This is a genomic window from Sphaerisporangium aureirubrum (genome assembly GCF_042658925.1).
GTDB classification, from domain to species: domain Bacteria; phylum Actinomycetota; class Actinomycetes; order Streptosporangiales; family Streptosporangiaceae; genus Sphaerisporangium; species Sphaerisporangium aureirubrum.
Genome location: NZ_JBHSRF010000073.1, coordinates 1 through 21,718 on the forward strand (window position 1 = coordinate 1; position 21,718 = coordinate 21,718).

A 21,718-nucleotide genomic window follows, 5' to 3' on the forward strand; every position below is an offset into this window, starting at 1 on the left:
GGTGGTGCTTTCGCGGGTTACCAGGCTGGTGGAGAGTTCCAGGCGGAGGGGCTGTTCGCCGGGGGGGTGGGCCTGTTCCAGGACGTTGCGGACGGCCAGTACGGCCATCTGGGCCAACGGCTGGCGGACCGTCGTGAGGCGGGGGGACATCCACTCGCAGACCTCGGTGTCGTCGAAGCCTACGACGCTGAGGTCGTCGGGGATGCGGAGGCCGCGGGCGTGGGCCTCCTCATAGACGCCTGACGCCTGCTGGTCGGAGCCGGCGAAGACCGCGGTGGGAGGGTCGGCCAGGTCGAGCAGCGCGGCGGTGCCGCGACGGCCGCCGCCGGCGTAGAAGTCGCCCTGCTGGACCAGGTTCTCGTCGACCGGCAGGCCGGCCCGGCGCAGCGCGGCGCGGTAGCCGTCCAGGCGCTCCAGGCTGCACCGCACGTCGTGCGGCCCGGTGATCACGCCGATGCGGCGGTGGCCGAGTTCGATCAGGTGCTCGGTGGCGGTGAAACCCCCGGCCCAGTTGGTGGCCCCGATGGTGGGGATGTCCGGGTCGTACCCGCCGAACTGGTCGATCACCACGAACGGCGCCTCGATCGTGCGCAGCCGCGTGACGGCGACGTGCTTGGTGCTCGACCCCACGAGGACCACTCCGTCGGTCGGCCGGGAGGTCAGCGCGCGCAGCCACTCGCGCGGGTTGTCCTGCCGGTCGTGGGTGACCGTCAGTACCAGCCGGGTGCCGAGCCGGTACGCCTCCTGCTCGGCGCCGCGCAGCAGTTCGCAGGCCCACGCCGTGTCCAGCTCGGTGATCACGAAGTCCACCAGGCCCACCTTGCGGGGCTCTGACCTGGCCCGACGCTGGTAGCCTGTCGAGTTCAGCGCGTCCTGGACCCGCCTGCGGGTCTCCGGGCCGACGGCGTCCCGCCCGTTGAGCACCTTGCTCACGGTGGGCACGGACACGCCCGCCTCCCGCGCGACCATCGCGATGGTCACCCGGTTGGCGCGCTTGCCTGATGCCCGCTTCCGTGTGCTCGGGGCAAACGGTTCGATCGCCACGACACCTCTTCACGCGTTGGTTCGACCTGTCGAAACTTTCTATAACCGTAGCATCGGGACGCCCGATGTGGTCCAGGTGCCACGGAACAGCGGAAACCCCCCGCCAAGGGCCCATGAGACCCCAGCGTGACGCTCCGGTCAAGGCTAGATGACCGGGCTGTGAAGATCTAGGGTTTCGAAACTCAACGGAAACAATTCGGCTCAAGTTCTTGACACTGTACGGCGCCCGGTGTTTCGCTCTCTCGAGACCACTTTCGAAACTTTCGGAAGTTGTTAACAGTTCCGGCTCTGGACGTTCGGTCGAACCCTCGGCAGTCCCCGCAGGGCGCGGAGCGGTGTCAATACCACGGTGCGTGCCTATCACGTGCAAGGAGAGATCACATGCTGGGATCCTCGCGAGTCGGGAAGCGTAGTCCCCTTGGAGCAGTCGCCGCGCTGATGACCGTGGGGTTGACGCTCACCGGGTGCGCCGGCGGCAAGCCGGCCGAGACCGCCGACAAGGGCTCGGCCGACTCGGGCAGCATCACCTGGTGGGGATGGACGCCCGACGCGGCGCCCGCCGAGGCGTACATCAAGGCGTTCAACAAGGTGTACCCGAACATCAAGGTCACCTTCAAGAAGCTCACCATCGACGGCTACGACGCGGCGATCCGGCCCGCGCTCGCCTCGTCGGTGGGCCCGGATGTGTTCGACGTCGCGCCGGGCGCCGCCAACGGCTCGGTCGACATCTACGGCGTGAACGCCGTGGACCTGAAGCCGGCCGTCGAGAAGGCGGTAGGCGCGGACTGGCAGTCGAAGCTGGCCCCGATCGGCGTGACCAGCCTCATGAACGGCGACAAGCTCGCGGCCCTGTCGGTCGGCTCGGTGTTCTCCGGCACGGTCTGGGTGAACAAGGACCTGTTCGACAAGTACCAGCTGACCCCGCCGAAGACCTACGACGACTGGAAGAAGGTCTGCGAGACCTTCAAGGCCAACAAGGTCGGCTGTTTCGTGCAGGGCGCCGCGCAGACCGCGTTCAACGAGGACACGCTGCAGGCCATCACCGACAACGTCGCCCCCGGCGTGTGGGAGAAGGCGCTCAAGGGCGAGGTCCCGTGGACCGACCCGGCGATCGTCAAGGCGCTGACCCTCTGGAAGAAGCTGTTCGACGACGGGATCATGCAGGAGGGCGCCCTCGGCATGCAGCAGTACCCCGACGCCAACAACGGCTTCATGTCCGGCAAGTACGCCATGGTGATGATGGGCACCTGGTACATGCAGTACTCCACGATCGAGGGCAGCACGGCGGCCATCTCCGGCGCCGGCGTCGCCGACCCCAAGCCGTTCACCCAGCTCCCCATCCCGTTCCCGGACATCGCGGGCACCGGCAACGTCGGCGCGCTCTACGGTGACGCGGACTTCGGCCTGGCCGTGAACCAGAAGTCCAAGTCCATCGCCGCCGCCACGACGTTCGCGACGTGGCTCGGCACCTCGGCCGCGGGCCAGCAGGTCGTGGCCGACATCCTCAACGACATCCCGGCGCTGACCAGCGCCCAGCCCAACTGGGACACCGTGAAGCTGGTCAACCCCGAGGTGCAGAAGCCGGCGCTGGAGAAGCTGATCAGCGACGCCGGCAAGTCCACCGAGCCGCGTCTCGCGACGGTCGTCGCCGACCTCCAGACCGCGATCGGCGTCGCCTCCACCACGGTGGCGGCGGGTCAGGCCACCCCCGAGCAGGCGGCCGCGACGCTGCAGGCCACCGCCTCGAAGATCAAGTAATTCCTCCCGGGCGGTCCGTCCCGATTCCGAACACGTGCAGGGAGACCCATGACCTCCACGACCTCGCCGAAGACCGGGGCGCGCCGTCCGTCGTCCACCGCGCCTCCTCCCCCGGGCAAGTCCCGGGGGAGGGGGTTCCGGCCCTCCGGACTTCCGTGGATCATGCCGGCGTTCGTCCTGGTCGTCGGCATCCTCTACTACTGCATCGGCGAGACCGGCTACCTGTCGACCCTTGACTGGGACGGCACCAGCCCCACGCCGACCTCGGTGGGCTTCGGCAACTACGAGCAGATCTTCCAGGACCCGATCTTCTGGAAGGCCATCTGGCACACGGTGATCTTCTTCATCGTGACGTTCGGCGCGCAGACCGCCATCGGGTTCGTGTTCGCGGCGCTGCTGCACTCCAAGATCAAGCTCAGCGCCGTCTACAAAGTGATCGTGTTCACGCCGGTGGTCATCGCCCCGGCGACCATGGCGCCGGTGTTCCGGCAGATGTTCGCCGCCGACGGCCAGCTCAACTGGACGCTGGACCACATCGGGCTGGGGTTCCTGTCCCAGCCGTGGCTCGCCCAGTCGGGCACGGCGATGCCCGTCATCATGTTCATCACCGTCTGGAACTTCACCGGCCTGACGTTCGTGCTGTACTACGCGGCGATGGGGCAGATCGACCCCGAGACGCTGGAGGCCGCCCGCACCGACGGCGCCAGCAACATCCGCACCCTGGTCAGCATCGTGTGGCCGGGGGTGCGGGGCACGACCGTGGCGCTCGGCATGCTCAGCGTGATCGGGGCGCTGAAGACCTTCGACGTGCCCTACCTGGTGACCATCGGCGGCCCCAACTACGCCACCGAGTTCCTCGGCACCTACATCTACCGGATCAGCATCCCGAGCGCCCACGTCGGGTACGGGGCGGCCCTGTCGATCATGTTGCTCATCCTGGCCCTGGTCGGCGCCATCGCCATCGCCGCCCGCGCCAACCGAAAGGACAGTGACACCGGTGTTTGAGGCACGCCGCCTGCCGGCCAAGCTCGTGCTGCAGGTGATCGTCACCCTGATGATCGTCCCGTACCTGTTCCCGCTGATCGTCATGGTGCAGGGGTCGCTGGCGGGCCAGGGCGTCGGAAACTACCGCGCGGTCTTCGAGGTCGGCGCCATCGGGACGTTCTTCAAGAGCAGCGTCATCATCTCCGTCTCGACGATCCTGATCGTGTACGTCCTGACGATGCTGGCCGCGTTCGGGTTCTCCAAGCTGCACATCCGCCGCAAGGAGATCTACTTCTGGATGATCCTGGCCGCGCTCACCCTGCCCGAGGTCGTACTGCTCACCCCGCTGTTCGCCACGACCCTGGCGCTCGGCGTGTACGACACCTACTGGGCGGTAGTGCTGCCGCTGGCCGCGCTGCAGATCCCGTTCACCATCCTGATCGCGCGCAGGTTCATCGACGGCGTGCCGGACGCGCTGTTCGACGCCGCGCGGATCGACGGCGCCGGCACGTTCACCGCATTCCGCTACATCGTGGTGCCGATGACGCGGCCCATCGCCGCGGCGATCGTCGTGCTGACGCTGATCGGCTCCTGGAACGCCTACCTGCTGCCGCTGGTGCTGATCCAGGACCCGGCCCAGCAGACGGTCACCCTGCTGCCGCAGTTCTTCGTCAGCCAGTTCAGCAACGACCAGACCAAGGTGCTGGCGAGCGCGGTCATCACCGCGATCCCCGAGATCGTCGCCTACCTGTGCCTGCAGGGACTCTTCGAGCGCGGCCTGTCTGCCGGCGCGATCAAGTAACCCCCCGTGCTTTCTCCCCCATCACGCGACCATCAGATGTGAGGAACAGACCACATGACGTTTCTTCGTACCGCGGGACGCCAGTTCGTCGACGAGGCGGGCAACGCCGTCCGTCTGCGCGGCGTCGCGGTCGGCGGCTGGCTGAACATGGAGAACTTCATCACCGGATACTCCGGCAACGAGTCCCTCATGCGCAGTACGGTCCGGGCGGTACTGGGCGACGACCGCTACGAGCTCTTCTTCGAGCGCCTGCTGACCTCGTTCTTCGGTGAGGACGACGCCAAGCTGCTGGCCGACGCCGGCATGAACTGCGTGCGCTTCCCCGTCAACTACCGCCACTTCGAGGACGACGCCAGGCCGTTCGAGTTCAAGCAGGAGGGCTTCCGGCATCTGGACCGCGCGATCGAGGCGTGCGCGCGGCACGGCATCTACTCGGTCATCGACCTGCACGCGCTGCCCGGCTCGCAGAACCACCACTGGCACTCCGACAACCCCACCCACCGCCCCGCGTTCTGGGACCACCCCCACTTCCAGGACCGCGTGGTGGCGATGTGGGAGCACATCGCCGAGCACTACAAGGACAACCCCTGGGTGGCCGGGTACAACCCGATCAACGAGCCCGCCGACGAGTCGCGCGAGGTGGTCGGCCCGTTCTACACCCGCCTGGTCGAGGCCATCCGCGCCGTCGACCCCCGGCACATCCTGTTCCTGGACGGCAACACCTACTCCACCGAGTTCGACGTCTTCGACGAGCCGTGGGAGAACACCGTCTACGTCGCGCACGACTACGCGGCCCCCGGCCTCGGCGGCGGCGGCGACTACCCCGGTCTCACCGCCGGCAAGTACTTCGACAGGGCCGCCCTCGAGGCCAAGTACGCCGAGCGCACCGAGTACTGCCGCAGGACGAACACCCCCGTGTGGGTCGGCGAGTTCGGCCCCATCTACTCCGGCCACCCCAGCGACCCCGCCGACGAGCGCGCCGACGTCATGCGCCGCGAGCTCCTGGCCGACCAGCTGGACATCTACCGCCGCGAGGACGCCGGCTGGTCCATCTGGATGTACAAGGACCTCGGCCGCCAGGGCCTGGTCATGGTCCGCCCCGACTCGCCGTACATGAAGCGCTTCGGCGACTTCGTCGCCAAGAAGAACCGCCTGGGCGGCGACCAGTGGGGCAGCGACGGTCTCGGCGTCGCCGAGGTCACCAAGCCCTTCTACGAGTTGATCGACAAGGAGTTCCCCACCTTCGACCCCTACCCCTGGGGCCGTTTCGACTGGGTTCGCACCCTCCTGCTCAACCTCACCGTCGCCCAGCCGCTGGCCTATGAGTACGCCGAGCTCTTCCGCGGGCTCACCGACGGCGAGCTCATCGACCTCGCGGACTCCTTCGCCCTGAAGAACTGCGACGTCCGCACCACCCTCCGCGACCAGCTGACCGCCGGCTGACCCGGATCAGCACCGGCGCCCGGCCCGGCCCACCGCGACCAGCGGTGGCCGGGCCTGGTCATTCGGTCAGCAGGTTGGCGTTCTTGGCCCACCAGTCGCGGATGGTGTCGCGGTCGCCGGCCTCGGCGATGACGGCGACGGCGGCGGCGTCGAAGGTCCAGATGGTCAGGTAGTTGTCGTCGCTGCCGGGCTTGCAGACCAGGGTGCCCTTGCGGGTGCCTTCGTTGTTCCAGCTGCGGGCGGAGTCGCCGGTGGAGCAGCCGGTGGACGGGAGACCTTCCGAGCGGGTGGCGAGCCAGGACTTCAGGGCCTCCACACTGACGAACTGCATCACCAGGGGGCGCTTGGTGGGGCCGGTGCGGGTGGCGTCGCAGTTGACGGCGGCGACGACGTTGTCGTTCTCCTCCTTGGGGGTGGGGTCGCAGTCGGTCAGGACGCTCGTCTTCAGTTTGCCGACCAGGGTCTGCTGCGCGGCGGTGAAACCGTCGGGGGTGGGGGAGGCGTCGATGGCGCGGGTCAGCAGGTAGGCGTTCTTGGTCCACCAGGTGTAGATGGTCTTGCGGTCGCCCGCCTCGGCGATGACGCCGATGTTGTCGTCGTCGAACGTCCACATGGCCAGGTAGTTGTCGTCGCTGCCGGGCTTGCAGATGAGGGTGCCGACGGCGACCTTCTTGTGCGTCCAGCCACGGCTGGAGTCGCCGTTGCCGCAGCCCTTGGCGGTGAGGCCACCGGAGCGTGCGGTGCGCCACTCCCGCAGGGCGTCGGCGCTCGCGAAGCGCATGACCAGGGGGCGCTTGGTGGGGCCGGTGCGGGCGGCGTCGCAGTTGACCGCCGCGATGATCTTGTCGTTCTCCTCGTCGGACGCCGGGTCGCAACGGGTCAGCACGTTGGTGCTCAGCGACGCGGTGAGGGCCCGCTGGGCCTCGGTGAAGCCGGTCGGCGACGGGGACGGCGTGGCCGGCGCGGGGGTGGCGGGGGCCGTGGTGGCCGGGACCGTGCTCGGCGCGGGCGTGGGAAGTTCGGTGCCCATGATCGCCAGGCAGGGGGTGAGGCCGAGCCGCCGCGCGGTGCCGAGCCACGACGGTATCGTTGAGGTCACCAGTTTCTGCATCGCCGTGGTCGTCTTCTGCAGCTCGGGGGCGTTCACCTGCCCGACCTGGTAGTTGACCAGCACCGTGGCGATCATTGAGAAGGTGCCCGCGACGTCCTGGTTGGCCGACAGCAAGGCGTCGATGTCCGCCCGGTCGTGGTCCGAGGGCACCGGGATCTCCCGGATGTCCGCGCTCATCGCCCGGAACGACGACGCCAGCTGGTCGATCGAGTGCATGACCGCCGTCATGCCGGCGTCCTGCTTGCCCGCCGGCGGCGGCGCCTTCACCAGCGGCGCCACCTGCAGGAGCGCCGTGTGCAGCGAGAGCTGGGCGTTGCCGAAGTTCCGCTCGCAGGCGGCACCCGCCTTCGCCTGCCAGTCGCCGAACGTGGGCGCCGGCGGCCGGTCGATCACCGTGATCCAGAACGCCGCCACCGTGACCGCGAACGTGACCAGCCCCGCGAGCGACTTCCCCGCGAACATCAGCTGGTCCCGACGATTTCGTCTCCCCGGGTTCTCCCCGCCACCCGGTGCCTGATCCGAACTCATGCCCCCCTCGTCCGTCCGCCGCCCCGCAGTGCCGCCCCGCCACCCCCCGATCAGCAGATCAACGCAACCGTAATCACCGGCAACCGATCTCGGGTACCGAAGTGACCGTATCGTCACCAATAGTTATATAGAGGAATCGGGCATCTGGCGTTACAGGGGATGCGCCGCTACTCCGCCGTGCTGCGCCCCTCGGCGCCGGTGATGCTGATGGTGCCGAGAGTGCCGCGCATGCCGAAGCCGTAGTGGTACTGCCGCCGGGTCTCGGCGGAGGCGAGCACCGGGGCGATGGAGGTGGTGCGCAGGCGGTGCCACTCGCCGCCGGTCTCCGCGTAGGAGCTGAGGGTGTCGCCGGAGATGAGCAGCGCGAGCCGGTCGCCCGGCTCCAGGGTCAGCGGCGCCGGGCTCGGGGTGCCGAGGTAGCTGCCGTCCATGCGGATGTCCATGCCCGTGTCCTTGCGGGTGTTGTTGTACCAGGCGGTGATGTAGCCGCCGCCGTCCTTCACCCAGCCCACGAAGACGCTGTCCTCGGGCTGCCCGGTGCCCGCGAACCGCCCCACGGTGATGATGCTGACCACCTGGCCGGAGGAGGGGATGCCGGGGCCCGCGACCACGCCGAAGAACGGCACCGGGGCGGTCGCGGCGAACCTGTCGCCGCCGACCTTGAGCGCGGGCAGGGTCTCGTCGCGGCTCGGCTGGTGGCTGGCGTACCGCTTGGAGGTGTCCTCGGCGAAGTGGTCGGTGACGTCGACCCTGGAGAAGTACGCGAGGTCCAGGGACGTCCCGGGGGGCTTCGCGTCGGTGCCGCCGAACCAGGACGGCACGAACACCAGCCCCGCCGTCACCACCAGCGCGACGGCCACGGCCGCCACGGCGATCAGCGGGCGCCGGGAGGCGCGACCGGCGGGCCGGGCCGGTGACGTCGTACGGCCGTCCAGGCCCGGGGGAGAGGTCTGTGACTCGCTCGCGGCGGGCGGGGCCGCGGGTGCGCGGTCCGCGGCGGCGGCCGGGCCGTGGGACCGGTCGATGAGGGTGCGGATGTGGGGGGAGGCCGGCGGTTTCGCGTCCGCGCGCTCCGCGGAGTGGCGGCCGGGGCGGCGGCCGCGCAGGTCGGCCGTGTCGCCGGAGGTGAGGTCGTGTAACAGCCGGTCGGCGGTCGGACGCTCGGCGGGGTCCTTGGCGAGGCAGGTGGCGACCAGCGTGCGCAGGGGGTCGGGCACGCCGGTCAGGTCGGGCTCGCCGTACAGGACGGCGGCCAGGATCGCCGGGACGCTCTGGGCGGGGAAGGCGGTCCGGCCGGTGGCCGCGAAGATCATCGTGCTGGCCCAGGAGAACATGTCGGAGGCCGGGGTCAGCGGGTGGTCGGTGAGCTGTTCGGGGGACATGTAGGCGGGGGTGCCGGCCAGGTGGGTGTTCTGGGTCATGTGGTCGAGCGCGCGGGCGATGCCGAAGTCGATCACGACCGGGCCCTCGGGACCCAGGATGACGTTGGCCGGTTTGAAGTCCCGGTGCACGATGCCGCCCCGGTGGATGGAGGCCAGCGCGGTGAGCGTGGAGACCGCCAGCCGCTCCAGCCCGCTGCCGGTCCGAGGCCCGTCGCTCTTCACGAGCTGTTCGAGCGAGGGCCCGGGGACGTACTCGCTGATGATGTACGGCTGTTCGTCGGTGATGCCGATGCCGAGGACCCTGGCCGTGCAGAAGGCGGCGACGCTCGCCGCGACCTCCGCCTCGCGCAGGAACCGCCGCCGGGGCTCGGGATCGGTCGCGAACCGCGCGTGCAGCACCTTGATCGCCACCCGGCCGCCGCCCGCGGACCGGCCGAGGTAGACCGTGCCCTGCCCGCCCTCGCCGAGCAGAGCCGTGATCTGGTAGTCACCGATCCGTTCCGGCCCTCTGAACGCCAGGACCCGAGGAACCGTCAACGCTCCACCCCGCATAATCGGTGATCACCCATAGGTGCGCCAAGGGTAGTCCATCGGCGCGGTGCGCCGCCGATGAAACAGCGGCATCCCCGCTCATGAGTTCTGTACCGGTTAATACGCGCTAATTCAGCATGACGGATCTTCGGCGGGAAAACGTTTTATCCTGCTCTGTTTCCGCAGTTCACCGTCCTGCCGGGCGAATCTCCGGTGTCATCACGATCACCAGTCGTGGACGGTGCCGTCGCGCAGGCGGTTGAAAGGCAGATACGCCGCCTGGTACGGGAACCGGGCCGCCGCCTCCATGTCCAGTGTCACCCCGAGGCCCGGCCGGTCGCCGGGGTGGAGAAGGCCGTCGGTGAATGTGAAGGACTGCCGGAATACGGTGTCGGTCAGGGGCCCGTGCCGCATGTATTCCTGGATGCCGAAGTTGTGGATGGCCAGGCCGAGGTGGAGCGCGGCGGCCATCCCGACGGGGGAGATGTCGGTGGGGCCGTGCATGCCGGACTTGATCTGGTACTGGGCCGCGAACTCCAGGACGCGCTTCAGGTGGGTGATGCCGCCGGTGTGGGTGACGGCGGAGCGGACGTAGTCGATGAGCTGCTCGCGGACGATCAGCTGGTAGTCCCACACGGTGTTGAAGACCTCCCCGATGGCGAGGGGGGTCGTGGTGTGGTGGCGGACCAGGCGGAGGGCCTCCGGGTTCTCGGCGGGGGTGCAGTCCTCCAGCCAGAACAGGTCGTAGGGCTCCAGGGCCTTGCCGAGCCTGGCGGCCTGGATGGGGGTGAGGCGGTGGTGGGCGTCGTGCAGCAGCGGCAGGTCCGGGCCGAACTCGGCGCGCACGGCCTCGAAGACCGTAGGGATGTGGCGCAGGTAGGAGGGGGTGTCCCAGTCCTCCTCGGCGGGGAGGGCGGCACGCTGTGCGGGCTCGTGGTCGTACCGCTTGCCGGCGTTGCCGGGGGAGGTGGTGTTGGCGGCGATGCCGTAGATCGCGGTCAGGCCGGGGACGCCGGCCTGGATCCGGACGGCGCGGAAGCCCTCGGAAAGGTGGCGGCGGACCGACTCGAAGATCTCCGGGATGTCCCGGCCGCTGGCGTGCCCGTAGGCGAGCAGTCCGGTGCGGCTGGCGCCGCCGAGCAGCTGGTACAGCGGCATGCCCGCCGCCTGGGCCTTGAGGTCCCACAGCGCCACGTCGACGGCGGCGATGGCGGCCATGGTGACGGGGCCCCTGCGCCAGTAGGCGCCGCGGTAGAGGAACTGCCAGGTGTCCTCGACGGCGTGCGCGTCCCTGCCGATGAGCAGCGGGACGACGTGGTCGCGCAGGTAGGCGACGACGGCCAGCTCCCGGCCGTTCAGGGTGGCGTCGCCGAGGCCGGTCAGGCCGTCGTCCGTGACGACGCGGAGGGTGACGAAGTTGCGGTCCGGGCTCGTCACCACGACGTCGGCGGACTTGATGATCATTGGGATCCCCCTGGGGCGCCGCGGAATCGATCTGTTCCACCTAACACTTCCCGCCCTGCGGGCGAGACCCTCGATCGGGTCACTCGCCGTCCGGCCCTATGGTGAGAATGCGAACAAATCCGGCGCTACTCGCGTAAAGCGGATTTCGCTGGTTATGGGTGAGCTCTGATGATGGCTTGAGGAGGTTCGTCATGCAGACACGCCGTATCGGTGACGTGGAGGTCGGGGCGATCGGGCTCGGCGGGATGCCGATGTCCATCGAGGGCCGGCCGGACGAGGGACGTTCGATGCGGGCGATCCACGCCGCGCTGGACGCCGGGGTCACCCTGATCGACACCGCGGACGCCTATCACTTGTACGCCGACGACATCGGCCACAACGAGGTGCTGATCGCCCAGGCGCTGGCCAGCTACGGCGGCGACACCTCCGGGGTCCTGGTGGCGACCAAGGGCGGTCACCTCAGGCCGGGGGACGGTTCGTGGACCGTCAACGGTTCGCCGGACTACCTCAAGCAGGCCTGCGACGCCTCGCTCAAGCGGCTCGGCGTGGAGGCGATCGACCTCTACCAGTTCCACCGGCCGGACCCGAAGGTGCCGTACGAGGACTCGGTGGGGGCCATCCGGGACCTGCTGGACGCCGGGAAGATCCGCTTCGCCGGGATCTCCAACGCCAACCCGGAGCGGATCCGGAAGGCCGACGAGATCCTCGGCGGCCGGCTGGTCAGCGTGCAGAACCAGTTCTCGCCCACGTTCCGCTCCAGCGAGCCCGAGCTGGAGCTGTGCGCCGAGATGGGCATCGCGTTCCTGCCGTGGAGCCCGCTCGGCGGCATCTCGCGGGCCGGTGAGCTCGGCAACCGCTTCACCCCCTTCGCCGACGTCGCCCGCGACCACGGCGTCAGCCCGCAGCAGGTCTGCCTGGCCTGGATGCTGGCCAAGGCCCCCGTGGTGATCCCCATCCCCGGTTCCTCCCGCCCGGAGACCATCCAGGACTCCGCCAAGGCCGCCGACCTGCGGCTCTCCGCGGACGAGGTGGCCCGGCTGGACGCCGCGTAACCCTGCCCGGCCGCCCGCCGCACGGCGGGCGGCCGTGTGCCGTCAGGCGAATCCCGCCAGCTTGTAGAGCACCAGCGACGCGGCGACCGCGACGTTGAGGCTGGCGCCGGTGCCGATCATGGGGATCTCGACGACCTCGTCGAGCAGGTCGAGGGCCTCGGGCGGGATGCCGTCCCGCTCGTGGCCGAGCACCGTGACGGTGGGGCGGCGGGCCATGGGGAGGTCGGCCAGGCGGGTCGCGTTCTCGGCCAGCTCGACGCCGAGGATGTGGGCTCTGGCGGCGCGTTCCCCGTCCAGCCACGTCAGCGGGTCACGGACCCAGTGGACGCAGGCCGGGCGGCGCAGGGTGTTGCCGCGGGCGAGGGCCTCGGTGGTCCAGGGCAGGCGTGGGACGGCGAGGCAGGCGCCGGCGGCGTCGCAGGTGCGCAGGAGGGTGCCGAGGTTGACGCCGTGCAGTGGCCACAGGGGGGCGGCGATCAGGTGGCCGAGGCAGCGGGGTGGGTGGCGGCGGCGCTCGGCGCGCAGGTCCTTGCGGGTGCGGACCCGGATGCCGCTCATCGGAGGGCGGGGACGGCTCCCGCGGGGCAGGGGTGGTGGCGCATGGCGGTGGGCGCTTTCAGCGGCGCGTCCGGGCCATCGACGGGGTTTTGGCCCAGCATACGGTGCGGACGCATTCTTGGGATGAAGTCCTGGGGTGTATGTGTAAGTATGTAGCTACTTGTCCGATTCATCAGAAAGCTGCTGAGGGGGACGTGGCCGGTGACCGCTTCCGGAAGCATGCCCATGCGTCATGGGGTGGGAGCGGTGCCGGGTGTGCCGGTGCCGGGGGCACCGGAGGGTGAGTGGACCTTGCCGGCGGCGCTGCGGGCTCTGTACGCGCGGGTGCCTCAGCGTGAGTTGTTCGTGTTCGTGGACGAGGCGGGGCGGGACGTCGCGTCGCTGGACGTCGCGGGGCTGGTGGCCGAGACCGAGCGGATCCGGCGGCTGCTGGCGGGGCGCGGTGTGCTTCCGGGGGAGCGGGCCGTGCTGCTCTACCTGCCGTCGCTTGACTTCGTGAGCGCGTTCCTCGGGTGCCTGGCCGCGGGGGTGATCCCGGTGCCGGTGGCGCCGCCCAACCCGTTCCGGCCGGGATACGACGCCGAGGTGCTGGCCGGAGTGGCGGCCGGGTGCGGCGCGGCGGTCGTGCTCACCCACGACGACTACCGGCTGCTGGTCACGCCGGACGACCGCTGGCCGCCGGTGCCGTGGGAGTCGACGCATCCGGGGACGGGCGGGGACGGCGTGACGGCCGAGGTGTTCGACGGCTGGCACGAGCCCAAGGATCTCGACGAGCCGGCGTTCCTGCAGTACACCTCGGGGTCGACCGGGACGCCCAAGGGCGTCGTGGTCAGCCACCGCAACATCGGCCACGAACTGGTGGCCCTCGCGCGCGACCTCGGGCTGGGCGAGGAGACGGTGGCCGTCACCTGGGTGCCGCACTTCCACGACCTCGGGCTGATCAGCTTCCTGCTCAACACCGTCGTCGGGTACTCGTCCCGGACGTACGTGTTGTCGCCGCTGAGCTTCCTGCGCAAGCCGTCGCTGTGGTTCGAGGTGGTGTCCCGGGTGCGGGCCACGCACACCGCCGCGCCCAACTTCGCGTTCGACCTGATCGTCCGCAAGACGACACCCGAGCAGCGCGCGGAGTGGGACCTCGGCTCGCTGCGCGTCGTCGGCTCCTCGGGGGAGCTGATCCGGCCCGCCACCGTCCGGCGGTTCCTGGACGCGTTCACCCCCGCCGGGTTCCGGCCGGACGCGTTCTACCCCACGTACGGCATGGCCGAGCACACGCTGAGCATCAGCATGGGCGGCAGCGGCCCGCTGCGCGTGGACGCGGCGGCGATCGAGCGGGGCCGCGCCGTCCCCGTCCAGGACGGGGCCCCGGGCGCCGTGTCGTACTGGGCCTGCGGGACGGTCACCAAGCCCGGGGGGCAGCTGAGGATCGTGGACCCGCACACCTCGGCGCCGTGCGGGCCCGGGGAGATCGGGGAGGTATGGGTGGACTCGGTGACCAAGGCCCGGGGGTACTGGGAGCTGCCGGAGGAGACCGAGGCGACGTTCCGCGCGGCGGTGACGGACGGCGATCCGCGCCGGTACCTGCGCACCGGAGACCTGGGCTTCCTGCACGACGGCGAGCTGTACGTCACCGGCCGGTTCAAGGACCTGATCATCATCCGGGGCCACAACCACTACCCGCAGGACATCGAGGACGGCCTGCGCGACGCCCACCCGTCGGTGCGCCCCGGCGGCCTGGCGGCGTTCTCCGTGCCCGCCGCGCACGAGGAGGCCGCGGGCGAGCGCCTGGTCGTCTTCGTGGAGACCGCCGGCGAGCCCACCCCGGACCAGGCCCGGGAGATCGTCCGCGCCGTCCGCGCCACCGTGCGCCGCGACCACGGCATCGCCTGCGAGGTCGTGCTCGGGCCCCGCGGCCTGGTGCTCAAGACCACCAGCGGGAAGGTCCGCCGCAGCGCCTGCCGGGAGGCGTACCTGCGCGGCCGGGCCGCCGTCTGGGGGGACGGGAGCGCGCCGGAGCGGGGGGCGTGATCGTGATGGGGTGGGATGTGGCGCCGGGGGTGCTGGGGTCGGCGTGGGCGGGGGATCCGGGGCTGCAGGACGTGGACGAGGACTTCCGGGCGGTGCTGGAGGGGTTCGGGGCGGCGATCAGGGGGACGCGGGCGACGGGGCGGCGGTTCCTCTACGCGGACTCGGTGGGGGTGCGGGGGCGGGTCGTGTTCACCGAGGTGCCGGGGGCGACCGCGCACCCGTTCTTCGCGCCGGGACAGCGATATCCCATCGCGGCGCGGTTCAGCAACGCCACCTCGTCCGACGACGTCGCCCCCGACGTGCGCGGCCTCTCGCTGACGTTCCTCGACCCGCGGGCTCCGGACGACCCGGCGCGGTCGCCGTTCAACCTGACCCTGATCACCGGACGGCGGATGGCCGTGCCCAGCGCGGCGGCGTACGCGCGGTTCCTGCGCGACACCGAGGAGGAGCTGGAGGCGCTGGACCGCGAGTATCCCGGGATGCGGTCGGCGCTGTGGGACCAGATCCGCGAGCCTGTGTCCTTCGCCTCGTACCACTACCACTCCCAGGCGCCCCGCCTGCACGTCACCCCGGACGGCGGGCCGGAACTGGTCCGCTATCGGGTCGTGCCCGGCGAGGCGGCGCCGGACCGCGGCGCCTACGACCCCGGTGACCGGCGCTTCCCGCCGGTCCCGCCGGGGTCCCTGGAACGCGACCCGGACGACGACCGGCCTCCGTCGCTGCTGTGGAACGACATGCGGGTCCGGGTGGCCGAGGGGGGCTTCCGGATGCTCCTGCAGACGCAGCGCCACCCGCTCGGCGACGACGCGGAGGCCAACCGCGCCGCGCTGGACCCGTCCCGGGACTGGCAGGGGGAGCGGTACCCGTACCGGACGGTGGCCACCGTGCGGTTCGACGGCCTGCTGGACGGCGTCACCGGGGACGAGCTGCTGTTCGACCCCTCCGTGGCGCCCGAGGGACTCGGCATCGCCCTGGCGCGCTCCCCGCACGAGACCGCGTCGGTCAACCACCTGCGCGCCCTGCTCTACCGCGCCGCCCACGCCGCCCGCACCGGCCGCGCCGCGCCGCCCCGGCCGGAGCGGGAACGGCCCCGCGTGCGCGTGACCGTCACCCCCGCCGAGCGGAACCGGCGGACCGTCTGCGTGATCGGCGCGGGGGCGAGCGGCCTCACCGTCGCCCGTGACCTGGAGCGCCTCGGCCACCGGGTCGTGGTCCTGGAGAGCGCGCCGGAGATCGCCGGCAAGGCGGCCTCGGTGCGGGTCGGCGGCCACGTCTACGACCTCGGCGCGCACATCTGCACGACGCGGTACACCGAGTTGCTCGGGCTGGCCTGCGAGCTCGGCATCGAGACCGAGCCCACCACCCCGGCCCTGGTGTACGACACGGTCACGGGGCGGATCGGGCCCGTGCCGCTCCCTCCGCCGGAGGTGGCGGGGCGCTACCACCGGCTGCGGGCGGAGTACTTCCCGCTCATCGGGCGCCCCGGGCTCGCGCACAGCGCCGCCGCGCTGGCCCGGCCGCTGCCGGTGTGGCTGCGGGAGAACGGGATGGCCGAGCTGGGGGAGGCGCTCGGGACCGGCTTCACCAGCGCGGGGTACGGCGCGGCCGACGTCCCAGCCCTCTATTTCATGAAATATGCGGAAATGACGGGTCTGATTCCGGGGAACGGCGCGCTGGACCGGCGCTCGGGCACCTTCACCGTCAAGGGCGGCTTCGCCCGGCTGTGGCGGCGGGTGGCCGAGGAGCTGGACGACGTGCGGGTCGGCGTGCGGATCGAGTCGATCGAGCGTCACGCCGACGGCGTCACCGTGCGCACCGGCTCTGGCGTGGTGGACGCGGACGCGCTGGTGCTGACCGTCCCCGTCGACCGTCTGGCGCCCGTGCTGGACCTCACCGCGCTGGAGCGCGACGTCGCCTCGCGGATCAGGACCGTGGACTACCGCACGGTGCTGTGCCGGGTCTCCGGCGTGCCCCGGGAGGGGTTCTACCTGTTCCCGTCCCCGGGCGGCGGCGCCGGAGGGCTCGTCGGCTACCACAGCAGGTACGCCGACCAGGACGTCTGCACCTGCTACTGCTACGGCGCGGAGGGTGTGGACGACGCCGCCCTGGTCGAGGAGGGGATGGCCGGGATCGGCGGGTTCCTGGAGGAGGTGATCCAGGTCGACCGGTGGCCGTTCATGCCGTACTTCGGCAGCGGCGACGTGGCGGGCGGGATCTTCGACCGGATCGAGCGGGCGCAGGGGAGCGAGCACACCTACCACGCGGGCAGCCTGCTCGCCTTCGAACTGATCGAGACCAACGTGGCCTACGCCCACGACATGGTCCGCCGCTTCTTCACCGCCGCGACCCCCGGCCTCCCCGCCGCCACGCCTGCCACGACCGCCCCTGAGACAGGGACGGCCCCGGCGCCCGAGGTACGCGCCCCGGAGGTGGACGGGACGCGGATCCCCGAGGCGAGCGACCTTGGCGAGGCGGAGGGGATCCGTGGGGCGGAGGGGACCCGTGGGGCGGAGGATCTCCGTGGGCCGGAGGATCTCCGTGGGCCGGAGGATCTCCGTGAGGCGGAGGATCTCCGTGAGGCGGAGGATCTCCGTGAGGCGGAGGATCTCCGTGGGCCGGAGGATCTCCGTGAGGCGAAGGATCTCCGTGGGGCGGAGGATGTCCGTGGGGCGGAGGATGTCCGTGGGGCGGAGGATGTCCGTGGGGCGGAGGATGTCCGTGAGGCGGAGGGTGTTTGTGAGGCGGGCGGCGCCCGTCCGGGGGCCGGAGCCGGAGCCGTGCTGGCTGCCGGTGAGATCAGGGAGTGGCTGGTGTGTCATGTCGCATGTCACCTTGGCCGTCCTGAGCGGGACGTCGACCCCTGCCGGCCGATCGACGAGCACGGGCTGGACTCCCTGGCCATGGCGGAGCTGCACGCCGAGCTGACCGGCTGGCTCGGCCGGCCCGTGCCGCTGACCCTGCTCTACCGGCTCCCCACCCTGGACGCGCTCGCCCGCTACCTGGAGGGTGTGGTCAGGTAGCGGGCGGAGAAATCCCGGCACGTGATTGTCGAGAACCCGGCATCCCGTTCGTGTAGGAGGTGAGAACACACCTCGCGACCCGCATGGAGGGAACGACCATATGCAGCACTACATGCTCACCATCTACCAGCCCGACGGCCCCGCCCCCGGCCCCGAGGTGATGGACCCCATCATGCGCAGGCTGGCCGCGCTGAACCGTGAGATGAAGGAGGCCGGCGCCTGGGTGTTCAACGGCGCCCTGCACGACCCGGCCACCGCCACCGTGCTGAGGCCCAAGGACGGCGACGTGCTGATGACCGACGGCCCGTACACCGAGGGCAAGGAGCACATCGGCGGCTTCACCATCATCCAGGCGCCGGACCTGGACGCCGCGCTCGGCTGGGGCCGCAAGCTGGCCGAGGCGATCGGCCTGCTCCCCATCGAGGTGCGCCCCTTCCACGGCGTCGGCGCCTGACGCCCCCCGGCGGCATGGAGGACACCGCGCGGGCCGGCGGCGCCCCGGCGAATCCCGGCGGCACGGAGGCCACCTCCGCGGCGGAGATCGACCGGGTCTTCCGCGCCGAGTACGGCCGCGCGGTGGCCGTCCTGGTCCGCGTCCTCGGTGACATCCACCTCGCCGAGGAGGCGGTCCAGGACGCCTTCACGACGGCCGTCCGGTCGTGGCCGTCCACGGGGACGCCGCCGAGCCCCGCCGGCTGGATCATCACCACCGCCCGCAACCGCGCGATCGACCGCCTGCGCCGCGAGGCGTCCCGCCCGGACCGGCACGCCGAGGCCGCTCTCCTCCACACCCGCGACGAACCGGCCGAGGAGGGCCCCGTGCGCGACGACCGCCTCCGGTTGATCTTCACCTGCTGCCACCCCGCCCTGGCCCCCGCCGCCCAGGTCGCACTGACCCTCCGGCTCCTCGGTGGCCTGACCACCCCCCAGATCGCCCGGGCCTTCCTGATCCCCGAACCGACCATGGCCCAGCGGCTGGCCCGCGCCAAGGCCAAGATCCGCGACGCGCGCATCCCCTACCGCGTCCCCGCCGAAGCCGACCTCCCGGAGCGCCTGCGCGCCGTACTGGCGGTGCTGTACCTGATCTTCAACGAGGGCTACACGGCGAGCTCGGGCGACGACCTGACCCGCGCCGGCCTGTGCGCGGAGGCCATCCGCCTGGGCCGCGTGCTGGCCGAGTTGATGCCGGACGAGCCCGAGGCGCTGGGCCTGCTGGCCTTGATGCTGCTGATCGAGTCCCGCCGCCCCGCCCGCACCACCTCCGGCGGCGACCTGGTCCCCCTCCCCGAGCAGAACCGCGCCTGCTGGGACCGCGCCTTGATCGCCGAGGGCCAGGACCTCGTCCGGCGCTGCCTGCGCCGCGACCACCCCGGCCCCTACCAGGTGCAGGCCGCGATCAACGCCGTCCACGCCGACGCCCCCACCGCCGCCGCCACCGACTGGTCCCAGATCCTCCAGCTGTACGACCTGCTCCTGACGCTGACCCCGACCCCCGTGGTGGCCCTCAACCGCGCCGTGGCCGTGGCCGAGGTACACGGCCCGAAGGAGGCCCTGGCCATCGTGGAGTCCCTCAGCCTGGACACCTACCACCTGTCCCACGCCATCCGGGCCACCCTGCTCCGCCGCCTCGGCCACTTCCAGGCGGCGTCCCAGGCCTACGACACCGCGATGTCCCTCACCACCAACACCGCCGAACGCACCCATCTGCGCCGCAACCGCGACACCGTCCTGCTGTCCCGCCGTCCCCAGGATCCGTCTGAACCGGTCACGCCGGGGCCGTCCGGTCGTTAAGGGATGACGACCAGGCGGTTCGGTGCCGTGCCGTTCGCCTGGCGGGTCCAGGCTTCGGAGATGGCGTCCAGGGGGACGGGCTCGTACGTCACGTGGATGTGGCCGGCGGCGGCGTGGGTGAGGACCTCGCGGAGGATCTCGCCCTTGCGGGGGGCGGAGAGCTCGTTGTTGGTGTAGCCGAGGATGGCGGCGGAGCGGCCGCGGAGGGTCGCCGAGTCGAAGGTGGCGGTCTCGCCCGCCAGGCTGCCCAGGTTGACCAGGCGGCCGCGCGGGGCCAGCAGGCGGGTGGCGGCGGTGGCGGGGACGCCGAAGACGGGGTCGATCACCACGTCGATGCCGCCGTCCACCTCCTCGGACAGGCGCTTGGCCAGGGTGGGGGCGTCGTCGCCGGGGGCGACGGTGACCACGGCGTCGGCGCCCGCCGCCCGGGCCCGGTCCTCGGCGGTGCCGGGGCGGCAGACGGCCACCACGCGGCGGGCACCGAGGAGCCGGGCCGCCTGGACGGCGACCTGGCCGACCACGCCGCCGGCGCCCAGCACCACCACCTGCTCGCCCGCCCGCAGGCCGGCGCGCCAGGTCAGGGCGGCCCAGGCGGCGACGGCGGAGAGGCCCAGGGCGGCGGTGAGCAGGTCGTCGACCTCGTCGGGGAGGATCACCAGGTCGGACTCGGAGACCACGCAGCGGCGGGCCATGCTTCCGTCGCCGGGGCGCATGCCGGCGTCGGTGGGGAACCACACCCGTGTGCCGGGGGCCAGGCCGGTGGCCTCCTCGACGACGCCCACGCCCTGCACGCCGGGGACGTACGGCAGGACGGGGCGGCCGAAGTACGAGGTGCCGGTGGCGCACAGGACGTCCAGCGGGGTGATCGGCGCCGCGGTCACCGCGACTACGGCGTCCCCGTCGTGGCGTACGGCGTCGTGCGCGGCGACCTCGGGCGGCCGCCCGCACTCCTGGATGAACGCGGCGCGCATGGCACCTCTCAGGTGGCTATGTCGGGATAAGGAAGGTTGAAGTGCGCCAGCCGGGCGGCGTACGCCAGCTGGAAGCCGAGCGGCTCGTCGTGGTCCCGCTCGAACATCGCGATGAACAGCGTCAGCGTGAGGAACGGGTGCGCGCCGAGCTCGAACAGCTTGACGTAGTCGTGCTCGGCCAGCGCCTCCCGCTCGGCGTCCTCGAACTTCAGCCACGTGCTGGCCTCGCCGCTGTGGCAGTTGAGGATGGAGTTGGCCCGCTCGGCCTCCCACCAGGCGACCGTGCCCTTGGGGTCCTCGCGGTAGCGCTCGACCAGCTCGGGGTCGCGGTCGACGGTGAACAGGAACTTGTCGACGAGGTACTTGCTCATTCCGGCGCTCCGCTCGGGTACCAGGTGAAGTACGCCTCCATGGTGTGGAACAGGTCGAGGGTGTCCACGTGGTCGGCCTTCGCCCCCGCGCCCGCGACACCCATCATCAGCATGAAGTCCATGAAGCCGTGGGTGGCGTTGCCCGGCGTCCACAGGCTGTCCAGCGTCACCTCGGCCAGGCTGCGCTCGATGTCGCCGCTCGCGATCCACTCGACGGCCTTGCGGTCGAACTCCGGGTCGGGGCCGTGCGGCCCGAACTGGCGCGGCCCGCCGAGCTCCAGGGACAGGTGACCGGTCCCGATGACCGCCACCCGCAGGTCGCTCGGCCAGGACTCCACCAGCTCGCGGATCATCTGGCCGAGCTGCACGAACCTCTTCGGCTGCGGCAGCGGCGGCGCGAAGATGTTGGTGTAGACCGGGACGATCGGCAGGTCCGCCTCCGGCCGCAGCGTGATGATCGGGCAGGTGATGCTGTGGTCGATGCGCAGCTCGTTGCTGAACGCGAGGTCGAACCCCGCGTCGATGCCGCCGCGCAGCATGTGGGACGACAGGTCCTCGTCGCCGCGCAGCAGCATGCGCGGCAGGCCGAACTCCCGCTCCTCGTTGTAGTACCCGGCGTCGTAGAACGGCGCCTTGCCGATGAGGAACTGCGGCATGTTGTCCAGCCAGAGCTGGTGGAAGTGGTCGGACCCGACCATCACCAGCACGTCCGGCCTGGCCCGGGTGAGGGTCTCCCGGAACGCCGTGATCTTCGCCACCCACTCGTCGGCGAAGGGCGGCCGCTCGTCGGGTGGTGCGGTGCTGGCCTTGTAGTAGAAGGGGTGATGCGTCGACGCGATCACCGCGGCCAGAGTTGCCATGGGACCTCCGGAAGTCCGGTCAG

General features: G+C 71.1%; 17 protein-coding genes. 9 read left to right on the forward strand and 8 right to left on the reverse strand.

Annotated features, from left to right (window positions below):
• Positions 1-1,044 (reverse strand): LacI family DNA-binding transcriptional regulator (locus tag ACFP1K_RS32545; RefSeq protein WP_380760599.1); only part of this gene is annotated, 1,044 nt, incomplete at its 3' end.
• Positions 1,045-1,482: 438 nt separating this feature from the next.
• On the opposite strand from ACFP1K_RS32545, the gene ACFP1K_RS32550 reads away from it, so the two are divergent.
• The 4 genes from ACFP1K_RS32550 to ACFP1K_RS32565 are packed head-to-tail and all read left to right on the forward strand — an operon-like array spanning position 1,483 to position 6,031.
• Positions 1,483-2,802 (forward strand): ABC transporter substrate-binding protein, encoded by a 1,320-nt coding sequence (locus ACFP1K_RS32550; RefSeq protein ID WP_380760601.1) that lies wholly within the window; start codon positions 1,483-1,485, stop codon positions 2,800-2,802.
• 48 nt (positions 2,803-2,850) lie between these two features.
• Complete coding sequence (locus ACFP1K_RS32555) at positions 2,851-3,807, forward strand: carbohydrate ABC transporter permease (protein ID WP_380760603.1); 957 nt, start codon at positions 2,851-2,853, stop codon at positions 3,805-3,807.
• On the forward strand, positions 3,800-4,588 hold the full coding sequence (locus ACFP1K_RS32560; RefSeq protein WP_380760606.1) for a carbohydrate ABC transporter permease: 789 nt from the start codon (positions 3,800-3,802) through the stop codon (positions 4,586-4,588). The genes ACFP1K_RS32555 and ACFP1K_RS32560 overlap by 8 nt, the downstream gene beginning before the upstream one ends.
• Positions 4,589-4,642: 54 nt before the next feature.
• Positions 4,643-6,031, forward strand: a complete 1,389-nt coding sequence (locus ACFP1K_RS32565; protein ID WP_380760608.1) for a glycoside hydrolase family 5 protein — start codon at positions 4,643-4,645, stop codon at positions 6,029-6,031.
• Between the two features lie 58 nt (positions 6,032-6,089).
• Here ACFP1K_RS32565 and ACFP1K_RS32570 read toward each other — a convergent pair whose 3' ends face one another.
• The 3 genes from ACFP1K_RS32570 to manD all read right to left on the reverse strand — a co-directional run bounded on the left by ACFP1K_RS32570 (position 6,090) and on the right by manD (position 11,047).
• Positions 6,090-7,604 carry a hypothetical protein gene (locus tag ACFP1K_RS32570; RefSeq protein WP_380760610.1) on the reverse strand — a complete coding sequence of 505 codons (1,515 nt, stop codon included), beginning with the start codon at positions 7,602-7,604 and terminating at the stop codon, positions 6,090-6,092.
• A 233-nt stretch (positions 7,605-7,837) separates the two neighbouring features.
• Positions 7,838-9,589: a serine/threonine protein kinase gene (locus ACFP1K_RS32575; protein ID WP_380760612.1), complete on the reverse strand. Its 1,752-nt coding sequence runs from the start codon at positions 9,587-9,589 to the stop codon at positions 7,838-7,840.
• Between the two features lie 219 nt (positions 9,590-9,808).
• Entirely contained in the window at positions 9,809-11,047 is a 1,239-nt protein-coding gene (manD, locus tag ACFP1K_RS32580; protein WP_380760614.1) for a D-mannonate dehydratase ManD, read from the reverse strand.
• A 191-nt stretch (positions 11,048-11,238) separates the two neighbouring features.
• On the opposite strand from manD, the gene ACFP1K_RS32585 reads away from it, so the two are divergent.
• The gene (locus ACFP1K_RS32585) at positions 11,239-12,099 is read left to right on the forward strand and encodes an aldo/keto reductase (RefSeq protein ID WP_380760617.1); all 861 of its coding nucleotides are present in this window, start codon (positions 11,239-11,241) and stop codon (positions 12,097-12,099) included.
• 42 nt (positions 12,100-12,141) lie between these two features.
• Here the strand turns inward: ACFP1K_RS32585 and ACFP1K_RS32590 are convergent, their stop codons facing one another.
• A complete protein-coding gene (locus ACFP1K_RS32590; protein WP_380760619.1) occupies positions 12,142-12,657 on the reverse strand; it encodes a TrmH family RNA methyltransferase in 516 nt (171 codons plus the stop codon).
• Positions 12,658-12,858: 201 nt separating this feature from the next.
• Here ACFP1K_RS32590 and ACFP1K_RS32595 point away from each other — a divergent pair, with 201 nt between their 5' ends.
• The 4 genes from ACFP1K_RS32595 (at position 12,859) to ACFP1K_RS32610 (ending at position 19,493) form a co-directional block, all read left to right on the forward strand.
• Entirely contained in the window at positions 12,859-14,682 is a 1,824-nt protein-coding gene (locus tag ACFP1K_RS32595) for a fatty acyl-AMP ligase (RefSeq protein ID WP_380760621.1), read from the forward strand.
• Between the two features lie 5 nt (positions 14,683-14,687).
• Positions 14,688-17,702 carry an FAD-dependent oxidoreductase gene (locus ACFP1K_RS32600; RefSeq protein ID WP_380760675.1) on the forward strand — a complete coding sequence of 1,005 codons (3,015 nt, stop codon included), beginning with the start codon at positions 14,688-14,690 and terminating at the stop codon, positions 17,700-17,702.
• Positions 17,703-17,802: 100 nt separating this feature from the next.
• Positions 17,803-18,156 (forward strand): YciI family protein, encoded by a 354-nt coding sequence (locus ACFP1K_RS32605; RefSeq protein WP_380760624.1) that lies wholly within the window; start codon positions 17,803-17,805, stop codon positions 18,154-18,156.
• A 14-nt stretch (positions 18,157-18,170) separates the two neighbouring features.
• Complete coding sequence (locus tag ACFP1K_RS32610) at positions 18,171-19,493, forward strand: RNA polymerase sigma factor (RefSeq protein ID WP_380760627.1); 1,323 nt, start codon at positions 18,171-18,173, stop codon at positions 19,491-19,493.
• On the opposite strand, the gene ACFP1K_RS32615 is transcribed toward ACFP1K_RS32610, so the two are convergent.
• From ACFP1K_RS32615 to ACFP1K_RS32625, 3 genes are read right to left on the reverse strand one after another with little or no spacing between them, the layout of a single operon-like run.
• Positions 19,490-20,464: a zinc-binding dehydrogenase gene (locus ACFP1K_RS32615; protein WP_380760630.1), complete on the reverse strand. Its 975-nt coding sequence runs from the start codon at positions 20,462-20,464 to the stop codon at positions 19,490-19,492. The genes ACFP1K_RS32610 and ACFP1K_RS32615 overlap by 4 nt on opposite strands.
• Before the next feature lie 8 nt (positions 20,465-20,472).
• Positions 20,473-20,835: a hypothetical protein gene (locus tag ACFP1K_RS32620; RefSeq protein ID WP_380760633.1), complete on the reverse strand. Its 363-nt coding sequence runs from the start codon at positions 20,833-20,835 to the stop codon at positions 20,473-20,475.
• Positions 20,832-21,695 (reverse strand): DODA-type extradiol aromatic ring-opening family dioxygenase, encoded by an 864-nt coding sequence (locus tag ACFP1K_RS32625; RefSeq protein WP_380760636.1) that lies wholly within the window; start codon positions 21,693-21,695, stop codon positions 20,832-20,834. Before ACFP1K_RS32625 ends, ACFP1K_RS32620 begins: the two co-directional genes overlap by 4 nt.
• Positions 21,696-21,718 lie beyond the last annotated feature (23 nt).